Origin of the sequence: Vibrio algivorus, assembly GCF_030161215.1 — a bacterium.
Lineage (GTDB): Bacteria > Pseudomonadota > Gammaproteobacteria > Enterobacterales > Vibrionaceae > Vibrio > Vibrio algivorus.
This window is the reverse complement of sequence record NZ_BSPV01000002.1, coordinates 45,503-59,036: the sequence shown is the minus strand read 5'-3', so window position 1 is coordinate 59,036 and position 13,534 is coordinate 45,503. Positions and strand designations below refer to the sequence as shown.

At 41.2% G+C, this 13,534-nt stretch carries 12 protein-coding genes; 4 read left to right on the top strand and 8 right to left on the bottom strand.

Translation table 11 applies throughout. The features are described from left to right. Window positions 1–5: 5 nt before the first annotated feature. The 8 genes from yidC to QQJ93_RS01370 all read right to left on the bottom strand — a co-directional run bounded on the left by yidC (window position 6) and on the right by QQJ93_RS01370 (window position 6,759). Window positions 6–1,652: a membrane protein insertase YidC gene (gene yidC, locus QQJ93_RS01405; RefSeq protein ID WP_089125102.1), complete on the bottom strand. Its 1,647-nt coding sequence runs from the start codon at window positions 1,650–1,652 to the stop codon at window positions 6–8. Between the two features lie 2 nt (window positions 1,653–1,654). Then, a complete protein-coding gene (yidD, locus tag QQJ93_RS01400) occupies window positions 1,655–1,912 on the bottom strand; it encodes a membrane protein insertion efficiency factor YidD (RefSeq protein WP_089125101.1) in 258 nt (85 codons plus the stop codon). Next, window positions 1,879–2,202: a ribonuclease P protein component gene (gene rnpA, locus QQJ93_RS01395; protein WP_237296333.1), complete on the bottom strand. Its 324-nt coding sequence runs from the start codon at window positions 2,200–2,202 to the stop codon at window positions 1,879–1,881. The genes yidD and rnpA overlap by 34 nt, the downstream gene beginning before the upstream one ends. Before the next feature lie 46 nt (window positions 2,203–2,248). Continuing rightward, the gene (gene rpmH, locus QQJ93_RS01390) at window positions 2,249–2,383 is read right to left on the bottom strand and encodes a 50S ribosomal protein L34 (RefSeq protein ID WP_017024264.1); all 135 of its coding nucleotides are present in this window, start codon (window positions 2,381–2,383) and stop codon (window positions 2,249–2,251) included. A 221-nt stretch (window positions 2,384–2,604) separates the two neighbouring features. Further along, window positions 2,605–3,342 (bottom strand): amino acid ABC transporter ATP-binding protein, encoded by a 738-nt coding sequence (locus QQJ93_RS01385; RefSeq protein ID WP_089125099.1) that lies wholly within the window; start codon window positions 3,340–3,342, stop codon window positions 2,605–2,607. Beyond that, the gene (locus QQJ93_RS01380; RefSeq protein WP_089125098.1) at window positions 3,339–4,010 is read right to left on the bottom strand and encodes an amino acid ABC transporter permease; all 672 of its coding nucleotides are present in this window, start codon (window positions 4,008–4,010) and stop codon (window positions 3,339–3,341) included. Before QQJ93_RS01380 ends, QQJ93_RS01385 begins: the two co-directional genes overlap by 4 nt. 17 nt (window positions 4,011–4,027) lie before the next feature. After that, the gene (locus QQJ93_RS01375) at window positions 4,028–5,758 is read right to left on the bottom strand and encodes an ABC transporter ATP-binding protein/permease (RefSeq protein ID WP_089125097.1); all 1,731 of its coding nucleotides are present in this window, start codon (window positions 5,756–5,758) and stop codon (window positions 4,028–4,030) included. 239 nt (window positions 5,759–5,997) lie between these two features. Further along, on the bottom strand, window positions 5,998–6,759 hold the full coding sequence (locus QQJ93_RS01370) for an amino acid ABC transporter substrate-binding protein (protein ID WP_089125096.1): 762 nt from the start codon (window positions 6,757–6,759) through the stop codon (window positions 5,998–6,000). Window positions 6,760–7,087: 328 nt separating this feature from the next. On the opposite strand from QQJ93_RS01370, the gene dnaA reads away from it, so the two are divergent. The 4 genes from dnaA (at window position 7,088) to gyrB (ending at window position 13,215) form a co-directional block, all read left to right on the top strand. After that, a complete protein-coding gene (dnaA, locus tag QQJ93_RS01365; RefSeq protein WP_089125095.1) occupies window positions 7,088–8,497 on the top strand; it encodes a chromosomal replication initiator protein DnaA in 1,410 nt (469 codons plus the stop codon). Between the two features lie 80 nt (window positions 8,498–8,577). After that, a complete protein-coding gene (gene dnaN / locus QQJ93_RS01360) occupies window positions 8,578–9,678 on the top strand; it encodes a DNA polymerase III subunit beta (protein ID WP_089125094.1) in 1,101 nt (366 codons plus the stop codon). Then, a complete protein-coding gene (gene recF / locus QQJ93_RS01355; protein ID WP_089125093.1) occupies window positions 9,679–10,758 on the top strand; it encodes a DNA replication/repair protein RecF in 1,080 nt (359 codons plus the stop codon). A gap of 18 nt (window positions 10,759–10,776) precedes the next feature. After that, entirely contained in the window at window positions 10,777–13,215 is a 2,439-nt protein-coding gene (gyrB, locus tag QQJ93_RS01350; RefSeq protein ID WP_089125092.1) for a DNA topoisomerase (ATP-hydrolyzing) subunit B, read from the top strand. Window positions 13,216–13,534 lie beyond the last annotated feature (319 nt).

Genomic DNA, 13,534 nt, shown 5'->3' with positions numbered 1-13,534 from the left:
TAAGATTATTTCTTAGAGTGCAGACCTTTCTTCTCTAACGCTCGGTAGATTACCGTTTGCTGTACCAAGGTTACGATGTTCGACATTAGGTAGTAAAGAACGAGACCTGATGGGAACCATAAGAAGAAGAAGATGAAGATGATTGGCATAAACATCATCATTTTCTGTTGCATTGGATCTGTGACCGTTGTTGGGCTCATTTTTTGGATGATTAACATCGAGATACCCATCAATACTGGCAAGATGTAGTAAGGATCTTGCGCAGATAAATCGTGGATCCAACCAAAGAATGGTGCATGACGTAATTCAACAGACTCCATCAATGCCCAATAAAGTGCAATGAAAATTGGCATCTGTAGAAGAATAGGGAAACAACCACCAAGTGGGTTTACTTTTTCTTCTTTGTACATCGCCATCATTTCTTGGCTAATACGCTGACGGTCATCACCTAGACGCTCACGCATTGCAGCAATCTTAGGTTGCAGCATACGCATTTTAGCCATTGAGGTGTACTGAGCTTTGGTTAGTGGGTACATAGCACCACGAACGATGAAAGTCAGTAAAATAATCGCAATACCCCAGTTACTACTGATGTGAGCTTGTAGGAATGATAGGAGCGAATGAAGTGGTTTAGCGATGAACCACAACCAACCATAATCAACAACTAAATCAAGATGTGGTGCTGTTGCTTCCATTGCATCTTGAAGTTTAGGCCCAGCCCAAAGGGTTGATGTTATTTGACCGGTAGAATCATTTGCAATAACTAGATTTGGCGTACGAACACCAATATCCGCTGTGTTGCCTATGACACGTGAGTAGATGGTTGTACCTGGTTGGTCGCGAGGGATCCAAGCAGAAGTAAAGTAGTGCTGTAGCATTGCTACCCAACCCTGCCCATCTTCTAGTTTGACGTTAAGATTTTTATCTCTCATCTCATCAAACTTATATTTTTTGTAGTGAGTGTCTGAAGTTGAGAAAGCACCACCAGTATAAACAGGCATACCAATATGGCCGCCACCCTCAATCATAGTTTGACGTAAGTGAGCGTACATACCTAATGTAGCATCTTGGCCAGAGTGGTTATTGATGTCATAAACGACATCAATCGCATAACTACCACGTTTGATGATAAAGGTTTTGATGTAATCAATACCATTTGCGCTGTAAGTAAGAGGAATACGTAATTCATCCTGACCGTCGGCTAATTGATAAGATTTTGCACTAGCGCGATATTGAGGACGGTTTGCTGTGCTGACATCAATCCCTTGAGGACCGACTAGACCACTTTGAGCGATATATTGATGCTCATTGGTATTTTCTAGCAGAACAAAAGAATCTTTAGAGTCTAGCGTTGCGTTGTATTTATTCAGCTTAGCTGAAACAACATCACCACCTACAGGAGTAATCGCTAAAGTCAGTACATCGGATTTAACTTCGATGTTGAAAGCGGCCGGTAGAGTTTTTGCTTGCTGAGGAGCTAACGGATCAGCTGACGCTTCAGCAGGGTCATGCGGTAGGCTACTGTCTGTATTCGTTTGAGTCTGCTGCACGCTAGTTTGGGCCGGTTGAGCATCTTTATTATTCCATTGTTGGAACAATAAAAAGCTGACTAGAGCAAAAGCGATTAACAGGATATTACGTTGAGAATCCATTGTTATTTATCTCTGTCGTGTTTTTGATTAGGTGGGACAGGGTCATATCCCCCAGCATTTAAAGGATGGCATTTTAATAGACGTTTGCCAGATAACCAACACCCTTTTACAAAACCGTGCTCTTTAATTGCTTCAATAGCATAAGTAGAACAAGTTGGAGTAAAGCGACATCGAGGTCCAATTAAGGGGCTAATGATTCCTTTATATAGGTAAATTAACCTAATAGCTAACCACGATAAGGGCGAGACAGGCGTTGCCATAACTTCTCAAATATTTTAAAAATTTCGTCATTACTCAAATCTTGAGCACTCTTTTTCGCTATTACTACAAAATCTTTATTTGGCAGTTGAGTTTGTTTTAGACGAAAGCTTTCACGGGCTAAACGTTTAAAACGATTACGACCAACAGCGGTTTTGATTTGTTTTTTAGGAACAGCTAATCCAAGTCTTGGATGGGAGAGTGTATTATTGCGAGCGATAATAGTGAAATGAGGGGAGCCGGCTCGATGAGCTTGCTGAAAGACGTTTTGATAATGCTCGGGAGTTAACAAACGTAACTCCCGAGTAAAAGTAGACTTAGTCAAAATAATTCAAGAATTATTTTGAAAGGCGCTTACGGCCTTTTGCACGACGTGCATTAATTGTCTTACGACCATTCTTAGTTGCCATACGAGCACGGAAGCCGTGAGTACGTTTGCGCTTAAGAACAGTAGGTTGAAAAGTGCGTTTCATGGTAATTACCTTTACTGATCAGTAGTTTATAGGTTCTTGTTAAACCTGGTGTAAGATGTTTTATCCGACACCTCTCAACAAAGAGGCGGAATTGTAATCATTGACTGGCTAAGAGTCAATGCTACAGGGCTTAATAAACACGGAAATCGCATAATAAAAAGCCAGTTGGCCTAAAAATCTGTGTGCGGATTATACGGGTTCTTAAATCAAGTGCAAGGATCCTATTGGATCCCAACTTGATTTAAAAACTTAATAAGTTGTGGATTAGTTGGGTTTTTAAATATTTGATCCGGCGTACCTTGTTCAACAATCTTACCATTTGCCATGTAGATCACGCGATCCGCCACTTCTCGAGCAAACTGCATTTCATGGGTGACCACCAGCATAGTTTGGTGCTGTTTCGCTAATTTCTTCATTAAAGACAACACTTCACCGACCCATTCAGGATCCAATGCTGAAGTCGGTTCATCAAATAATAACAGTTCGGGATCAAAGGCCATTGCTCGGCCAATACCAACGCGCTGTTGTTGACCGCCTGATAATGCCGCAGGGTAGCTATCCCCTTTATCACCTAGTCCAATATCATCTAAAATTTGCTGAGCGTGGGCTAGAGCTTGGTCTTTTTTCCAACCTCGTACCGTGATTAAGCCTTCAGCGATATTTTGACGAGCAGTTAAATGAGCAAATAGCGCATAGTTCTGGAACACAAAGCCTGTTTTACGGCGTAGTGCTAACATATCGGCTTTACTGTAGTGTTGGGTATCCACTTTAGTGCCTTCTATTTCGATCACACCTTGTTCTGGGTTCTCCAAAAAGTTAACACAGCGTAGTAGAGTGGATTTACCAGTACCGCTGGAACCAATAATGACAATGATTTCGCCTTTTTTGATCTCGATATCAACGCCACGTAGCACTTCAGTCTTACCGAAAGATTTATGTAAATTAGAAATTCGAATCATCGTTGGTACGCCTTATTGAGTTTAGTTTCAGCCCAAGTTTGTACGCGTGTTAGCACTAGTACTACTCCCCAATAAATGAGGGCGACCGCTAAGAAAGCTTCAAAGAAACGAAAGCTAGAAGAAGCCTCCATTTGCGCCTTCGCCATAATTTCGGCTACCCCTAAAGTAAAAGCGAGAGAAGTAGATTTGATCATATCAATGAAGTAATTCATTAAAGAAGGCAATGCCACACGAGAAGCTTGAGGCAAAATGATTCGGCGCATTGATTGCGATGGTGTCATACCAATTGAAATACTGGCTTCCATTTGGCTGCGATCAATACCAATGATTGCGGCACGAATACTTTCTGCCATATAAGAAGCAAAGTGTAGAGTGAGGCCAATAATCGCCGCGGTAAACGCATCCATACCAACTAGAATTGGAAAGATTTGTGGTAGCCCGTAGTAGAGTAAAAATAACTGTACTAATAGCGGCGTACCACGGAAAAAACTAATGTATAGCTGGCTCAGTTGATTCAATACCGGCACTTTAAATACCCGAATATTGGCTATAACTACTGAGAGAATGAGAGCGAAGAGCATGCCCCACAATGCCATTTGCAAAGTGGTGCCTAAATACCGAAATAATATTGGCAGTAGGTCGAGCATGTAATTGAAATCAAAATTCATGTTGAAGATTACGGTCCTTATATTGGTGCAAATTGCCAGCTTACTTGACCTTTTGAGCCCTGTGCGTGCAAACGATATTGATGATAATGGGCAACTTTACTGCGATGCGCAATACTCACTAGGGTGGTATTGGGTAATCGACTCGCTAATAGTTGATATAAATAGCTTTCGGTTTCTTCATCGAGTGATGAGGTTGCTTCGTCTAAAAACAGCCATGTTGGCTTGAGTATTAACGCTCTTACAATCGCAACCCGTTGCTGCTCACCTGGTGACATAGTGTGTGACCATTGCTCAGTGTCATCTAATTTATGGTTGAAGTGTGCTAATTGGCAATCAGACAATAATTGTTCAATAGCTTGATCGCTGATATTGATATCGACATTCGGATAACACAACACTTCACGTAGTGTTCCTGTCGGTAGATAAGGCTTTTGTGGTAAGAATAAACGGCGTTCGGCTAATTCAATATTCCCTTCCGAAAACGGCCAAATCCCAGCAATGGTTTTCATTAAAGTACTCTTACCAATACCTGATTGCCCCGAAATTAAAGTATGTTGACCTGATTGCAAAGTCAGTTGGTTTAAATGACTTAAAGTAGTGCCATTAGGTAGTTTAATCGCACATTGAGCAATGGTTAAATGATCGTTTTGATGACGAGTCATTAATAATTTGGAATGTGCTGATTGCTGCTTGGTTTCGATCATATCTTGGTTATAAGTGGTTAAACGGTCAACACTGGCTTTCCAACTGGCAATACTGGCGTAAGAATCGACAAACCAACTAACCGCTCCCATTACTTGAGAGAAAGCATTATTGACTTGCATCAACCCACCGAGCTTGATGGCTCCAGAGAAAAAACTTGGCGCAGCAATAATGATCGGGAAGATAATAGCGATTTGGTTATAGCCACTATTAAAGCCGACAATTTGTTTTTGTTTACGCATAATTTGCCAAGTATTTTTCCATACATCAGTAAAACGCCATTCCAATAGCTCACGTTCTTTATCTTCACCGTTATACAGCGCCACCCCTTCGGCATTTTCACGTAGACGCACCATGGAATAACGAAAGTTTGCTTCAAATTTTTGCTGCATAAAGTTTAAACCAATCAGAGGTTTACCAATTTTGTGCATGACAAAGCTACCTACCACGGCATAAAGCAAAGCTGCCCACACCATAAAGCCGGGTATATTAATATGATGGCCGGCAATATTGATATTTAGCGGCGAGGATAACCCCCATAAAATGGTAATAAAAGATGCTAGTGTGACGACTGAGTTGAGTAATCCAAGGGATAAGTTGAGGGTATCTCCGGTGAATTGGTCGATATCTTCGGCGATACGTTGGTCAGGGTTATCGGTTTGATGATTACCACGCTCTAATTGAAAGTACGAACGATCACTAAGCCATTCAGTAAAATAGGCGTTGGTTAACCAACGACGCCAACGTAGTTGCAGCATCATATTGAGATAGATGCGATACACCGCAATGGCAATGAAAATTGCTGCAATGATCGAGAATTTTAAGATTAACTGGGTGAAGGCTTCTTTATCGAGTTCTTGAAATGCGTTGTAAAAATCAGAATTCCACTTGTTAAGAATTACTGACATGTACACCATACCAAGGTTGAGGACAACAATGGCTAGCAACAAACCACGAGCGATCCATTTTTCTTCTGATTGCCAATAAGGTTTAGATAACTGCCAAACCTTGCCAAGAAAGCGAGAGGACGTTAAACGAAGCGCCATATCAAGATGTTCCTTTCATATAAAATCTAGAGCCTATAAAGACCGACATAAACAATCAGAGTTCATTCAAGCCGGTCATTAGTGCTAATCAAGGTTACATTTTGATACAAATCACAATATTTGGGTAGTAGATTGATTCAGCGGCTTAAAATACAAAACCGCTTACCATCACTCCTCGTTTACGTATCAGGAGAATGGCAAGCGGCTAAAGGGACAATCGGTTAATGAGAAAGGTTAGATTACTTATGAGTAATATCGGCACCAAACCATTTTTCAGAAATAGTGGCCAAAGTACCATCTTCACGCATTGCTGCTAATGCAGTGTTTACTTCAGCTTGTAGCTTTTTGCCTTTTTCGTTATCAACAAATGGCCAAGCATTTTCGATGGTTTCAAAAGGCTGACCCGCTAACTGTAGTGGGAGATTGGTGGCTTTAATGAGTTGTAGAGCAGATAGACGATCCATGACGAATGCATCAGAACGACCTAATACAACATCTTGTTCAATACCAGCATCGTAAGTTTTGATATTGATTTTACCTTCTTTATCATAACTACGTAGCACTTGTTCGAAGTTTGAACCTAAGTTAACGGCTACGGTTTTGCCAGCAAGATCTTCTACACCATTGATCGAATCATTGCCTTTTTTCACAGTGATCTGCACGCCATCAACCACATAAGGATCAGAGAATAAGTATTTGGCTTTACGTGAATCGGTAATCGTTACTTGATTTGAAATAGTATCGATACGGCCGGTTTCGAGTAGACCAAACAGACCTGAGAAGTTGGCAGTAACAAATTTCACGTCATAGTGGTTGCGTTGACCAATCTCATTCCATAAATCCACTTCAAAGCCTTGTAGTTTATCAAGTTTTTGAAAAGTAAATGGAAAGTAAGTGCCTGACATGCCTACTTTCACTTCTTGATTCGCTGCTTGAGCAAAGTTGGAAACAGCAAAAAATAGTGCGGCAGCGGTAACAATTTTATTTAAAATTCGGCTCATAGTGAGTTCTCCAGATTATTTGAGTTCCATTATAGTTATTCACTTATTAATAAATCTAAGAACAAGATGTTATTAATCATAACAATTGGTGTTGTTAAACAATAGCTGATCAGTTTTTGTCTTGTGGGTAACTTTATCCCCGGAGAGCAAAAATTGTTTATTAAAATGCTTTAATTGCTTGACGGCGCACAAAATCGGGATAGATCTAAAAAAACTGTGAATAACTTAGATCTTATTCACTGATCTCAGGATCTATTGCTGGTGATCTTATAGTGATAGCTGTAGAATTACTCTCCTTTCAGATCATTTCATTTCGTGTGAGGTTAATGTGTCGTCTTCGTTATGGTTGCAGTGTTCGCAACAGCTTCAAGAAGAGCTTCCCGCAACTGAATTCAGCATGTGGGTAAGACCGCTGCAAGCTGAACTCAATGACAATACTCTCACCTTATTTGCCCCTAATCGCTTTGTATTGGATTGGGTGCGTGATAAGTATCTCAATAGTATTAACCGTTTATTGAAAGAGTTTTGTGGCTCAGATACGCCAAATCTTCATTTTGAAGTTGGTAGTAAACCTGTTCAAAGTACAGTTGAAGTACCGAAAAGAACCGCTGCCGATGTGGCTGCAGAATCATCAGCTCCTGCGCAATTGCAAAAAAGTCGCCCATTAGATAAATCTTGGGATACTGGTGAGCGTGAAGTGGTTATCGATGTTAATCATCGTTCTAATGTTAACCCTAAGCATAAGTTTCATAACTTTGTTGAGGGTAAGTCGAACCAGTTAGGTCTAGCTGCAGCAAAACAAGTTTCCGATAATCCAGGTGTTTCTTATAACCCACTGTTTTTATATGGTGGCACGGGTTTAGGTAAAACTCACTTATTGCATGCGGTAGGTAATGCCATTGTTGAAAGTAAGCCAGATGCTCGAGTGGTGTACATGCACTCTGAGCGTTTTGTGCAAGATATGGTAAAAGCGCTACAAAATAACGCGATTGAAGAATTTAAACGTTACTATCGTAGTCTAGATGCTTTGCTGATCGATGATATTCAATTTTTTGCCAATAAAGAGCGTTCGCAAGAAGAATTCTTTCATACCTTTAACGCATTGCTAGAAGGTAATCAGCAAATCATTCTTACTTCTGACCGTTATCCAAAAGAAATCAACGGGGTTGAAGATCGTTTGAAATCTCGTTTTGGTTGGGGATTGACCGTTGCGATCGAACCACCAGAGCTGGAAACCCGTGTCGCGATCTTGATGAAAAAAGCCGAAGATCACCAAATTACGCTTGCTGATGAAGTGGCATTCTTTATTGCTAAGCGTCTACGTTCAAACGTTCGTGAGTTGGAAGGTGCGTTAAACCGCGTGATTGCTAATGCCAATTTTACCGGTCGTCCAATCACCATTGATTTCGTACGTGAAGCATTGCGTGATTTACTGGCGTTACAAGAAAAGCTGGTGACCATCGACAATATTCAAAAAACTGTCGCTGAATATTACAAAATTAAAGTGGCTGACTTATTATCTAAGCGTCGCTCTCGTTCGGTTGCACGTCCTCGTCAATTGGCGATGGCTTTATCGAAAGAATTAACCAACCACAGTTTGCCTGAAATTGGCGATGCTTTTGGTGGTCGCGACCATACCACGGTGTTGCACGCTTGTCGTAAAATCAAAGAACTACGAGAAGAAAGCCATGATATTAAAGAAGATTACTCTAACTTGATTCGCACCCTGTCTTCTTAATATTAGGCGCTTAATTCCAAGCTATCTTTACCGCTGTTTTGGCCGTGTTTTTAATAGAATTAGATTATTTAGAGTAGATTATGAAATTTACCATTGAACGTACTCAATTGATTAAACCTTTGCAGCAGGTGTCTGGTGCTCTTGGTGGTCGCTCAAGTTTGCCTATTTTGGGTAACTTATTAATTAAAGTCGATAATGGTGAATTGTCGATTACTGCGACCGACCTTGAAGTGGAATTAGTTTGTCGCTTGGCGTTAGAAGGCAACTTTGAACCGGGCAGCACGACCGTTCCATCACGTAAATTTTTAGATATTTGCCGTGGTCTACCTGATAGCTCTCAGATTGATGTAACGTTAGATGATGAACGTTTATTGATAAAATCTGGCCGTAGTCGTTTCTCATTAGCCACACTGCCGGCATCTGATTTTCCTAATATTGAAGACTGGACGAGTGAGGCGGAAGTGACGGTTACTCAAGGCGAACTACGTCATTTAGTCGAAAAAACTCAATTCTCAATGGCTAACCAAGATGTGCGCTATTACTTAAACGGTATGTTGTTTGAAATTGAAGGTACCACATTACGTTCAGTGGCTACTGATGGTCACCGTATGGCAGTTGCTGAAACGGCGTTGGTTGGTGAGTATGCACAGCAGCAAGTGATCGTGCCGCGTAAAGGTGTACTAGAGTTAATTAAGCTATTAGATCGTCCTGACGAGCAAGTGACCTTGCAAATTGGTAGCTCTAATATTCGCGCCAATGTAAACGAATTTACCTTCACTTCTAAGTTAGTTGATGGTCGTTTCCCGGATTACCGCCGCGTAATGCCGCAATCAACCAATAAAACACTAGAAGCTGATTGTGAAGCGTTGCGTCAATCGTTCTCACGTGCGGCGATTTTATCAAATGAGAAATTCCGCGGCGTACGAGTAAATTTATCTGGCTCTGAAATGCGAATTACTGCTAATAACCCAGAGCAAGAAGAAGCAGAAGAAAACCTTGATGTGAACTACCAAGGTGAGCCATTAGAGATTGGTTTTAACGTGAGCTACGTGTTGGATATTTTGAACACTCTAAAATGCCAAACCGTGCGTATGTCGATGAGTGATGCTAACGCGAGTGCTTTGGTTGAGAATATCGAAGATACATCTGCTATGTATGTTGTTATGCCGATTCGCTTGTAAATGCCATTAACTCGTTTATCTATAAAGCAATTTCGCAATATTGAAGCCTGTGATATCTCGTTATCATCAGGCTTTAATTTTCTTGTCGGGCCGAATGGCAGCGGCAAAACCAGCGTATTAGAAGCGATTTACTTGCTTGGGCATGGCCGTTCATTCAAAAGTACCTTAACTGGGCGAGTGATTCAAAATGAACAAAGCGAGTTGTTTGTCCATGGGCGCTTTTTGTCTGATGATGATTTTGAGTTGCCGATTGGTATCAATAAACAACGAGATGGTAGTAGTGAAGTTAAGATCGGTGGTCAAAGTGGGCAGAAAATTGCTCAATTGGCGCAAATTTTGCCTCTACAGTTAATCCATACCGAAGGTTTTGAATTATTAACGGAAGGACCAAAGTTCCGTCGATCTTTCATTGATTGGGGAGTATTCCATACCCAACCTAGCTTCTATGAAAAATGGGCACGCTTAAAACGTTTAATTAAGCAAAGAAATGCATTATTGAAGACCGCAACAGGTTATCAAGAGCTGAGTTATTGGGATAAAGAACTGGCCGAATTGGCTGAAACCATTAGCCAGTGGCGCTTTGACTATGTCACAGAGTTAAAACAAGTGGCAGAACACATTTGTGGTGTATTTTTACCTGAATTTGAAGTGAAAATTCAGTATTATAGAGGGTGGGATAAAGACACGCCCTATGCTGAAATTTTACAGAAGAATTTCGAGCGCGATCAGCAACTCGGTTACACCTTTAGTGGACCTAATAAAGCCGATCTAAAACTAAAAATTAATGCGACACCGGTGGAAGATGTATTGTCTCGTGGGCAGTTAAAGCTCATGGTGTGTGCTTTGCGTTTAGCGCAAGGTCAACACCTAACCGACACCACAGGTAAGCAGTGTATTTATTTAATTGATGATTTTGCCTCAGAGCTAGATGGTCAACGTCGAGGGCGTCTTGCAGAATATTTAAAGCAAACGCAGGCACAGGTTTTTGTAAGCTCTATTACTGCAAGTCACATTGCTGAAATGCAAAGTGAAAATAGCAGGATGTTTCATGTGGAACATGGCAAAATAGAGCAAGGATAATTAAGGCGAGAACAATTCATGTCGAATAACAATGATTCTGCAAATAGCTATGATTCATCAAGTATTAAAGTACTTAAAGGGCTAGATGCTGTACGTAAACGTCCAGGGATGTATATCGGTGATACTGATGATGGTACTGGCCTTCACCACATGGTGTTTGAGGTCGTCGATAACTCAATTGATGAAGCATTAGCTGGCCATTGTTCAGACATCATAATCACCATTCATGAAGATAACTCTGTATCGGTGAGCGATGACGGTCGTGGTATTCCAACGGAAATGCACGAAGAAGAAGGTGTTTCAGCCGCTGAAGTTATCATGACGGTACTGCATGCTGGTGGTAAGTTTGATGATAACTCTTATAAAGTTTCCGGTGGTTTACACGGCGTAGGTGTTTCAGTTGTTAACGCCTTGTCTGAAAAAGTTGAGTTAACCATCAAGCGTCAAGGTGAAATCTTCCAACAAGTTTATAAGCATGGTGTGCCAGAAGCGCCACTTGCTGTGATCGGTAAAACCGAAGAAACCGGTACGCGTATTCGTTTTTGGCCAAGTGAAGAAACCTTTACCAATATCGAATTCCATTACGACATTCTTGCTAAGCGTTTACGTGAATTATCATTCCTAAACTCAGGTGTTTCGATCAAATTAACTGACGAGCGTGAAGAAGATAAAAGTGATCACTTCATGTTTGAAGGTGGCATCCGTGCTTTCGTTGAGCATCTAAACCGCAACAAAACCCCGATTCACCAAAAGATTTTCTACTTTGACCACTCTCGCGAAGAAGATGGCATTACCGTTGAAGTGGCAATGCAATGGAATGACACTTTCCAAGAAGGCGTATACTGTTTTACTAACAATATCCCTCAGCGTGATGGTGGTACTCACTTAGCCGGTTTCCGTGGTGCATTAACGCGTACTTTGAATAACTTTATGGATAAAGAAGGTTACTCGAAGAAAGCGCAAGCGGCGACCTCGGGTGATGATGCTCGTGAAGGCCTTACCGCTGTCGTTTCGGTAAAAGTGCCAGATCCAAAATTCTCAAGCCAAACCAAAGATAAACTGGTTTCTTCTGAAGTGAAATCGGCTGTTGAGTCTGCGATGAGCGAAAAACTATCGGAATTCTTAATTGAAAACCCGAACGAAGCGAAAATCGTTTGTGGCAAAATCATTGATGCCGCTCGTGCTCGTGAAGCGGCGCGTAAAGCTCGTGATATGACTCGTCGTAAAGGCGCGTTAGATTTAGCTGGCTTACCGGGTAAACTAGCCGATTGCCAAGAAAAAGATCCTGCTCTTTCTGAACTATACATAGTGGAAGGGGACTCTGCTGGCGGTTCAGCCAAGCAGGGGCGTAACCGTAAAAACCAAGCGATTTTGCCATTGAAAGGTAAAATCCTAAACGTTGAAAAAGCACGTTTTGATAAAATGCTGTCTTCACAAGAAGTGGCAACGCTAATTACTGCACTAGGTTGTGGTATTGGGCGTGACGAATACAACCCAGATAAACTGCGTTACCACAACATCATCATCATGACCGATGCCGATGTCGATGGTTCTCACATCCGTACTTTGCTTTTGACTTTCTTCTACCGTCAAATGCCAGAGCTTATCGAACGTGGTTACATCTACATTGCTCAGCCACCACTTTATAAAGTGAAGAAAGGTAAGCAAGAGCAATACATTAAAGATGAAGAAGCGATGGAGCTTTACCAAGCCGGCCTTGCACTTGATGGCGCAGCGTTATACGTGAACCCTCAAGCACCCGCAATGACAGGTGAAGCGCTTGAGAAATTGGTTCTTCAATACAATGAAGGCATTAAGTTAATTAAACGCATGAGTCGTCGTTACCCATATGCGATGATTAATGAGTTAACTTATATTCCTCGCTTAACTGCTGATATGTGTCAAGATTCTGAGCAAGTTCAAGCTTGGGGTCAAAAATTAGTTGAGCAATTGAATGCTAAAGAAGTCGGTGCGAGCCAATACTCTCTTGAAGTTGAAAAACACCAAGAGCTAGGTATCAGTATTCCTAAACTTGTAGTTCGTACTCACGGTGTGATGCATGAATATGTAGTATCTTTAGATTTATTAAACTCTAAAGAATATGGTCGTTTAGCCGATCTTTCTGAAGCATTAGATGGTTTAGTTGAAGAAGGTGCTTATGTGAAGCGTGGTGAGCGTACTCAAGAAGTATCGACTTTCTCTGCTGCACTTGAATGGCTAATTAAAGAATCACGTCGTGGCTTATCCCTACAGCGTTACAAAGGTCTAGGTGAGATGAACCCAGATCAACTTTGGGAAACCACTATGGACCCAGAAACACGTCGCATGATGCAAGTAACGATCGATGATGCGGTTGCATCAGATGAGTTGTTCACTACATTAATGGGTGACCAGGTAGAACCTCGTCGTAAGTTCATTGAAGACAACGCATTGAAAGTAGCGAACCTAGATGTTTAGATTTAGACGTGTAGTCTGAAACGCTAACTGAAATCTTTAAAAGCCCTTTGTTTACGCAAAGGGTTTTTTGTTTTTAGGGATAGAAAATAGATTAAAAAATTTTTAATTGTCCTCTTGAAAGCTATTTTTTCGGCCTTATATATGATCGTGAAAGGGATGCCGATAAGCTCTAAGTCTGAAGTTTTTATTATAAAGACTACGCGTAAAGATAGTTCGCGATAAAGATAAAGAGTGGGTCCTTTGCAACGCTGAATCTATTTCGCCTGCGGGGTTATAGATAGGCACTTAACTCAATCGCAAGCTTCGGCTCGGGCTGAAA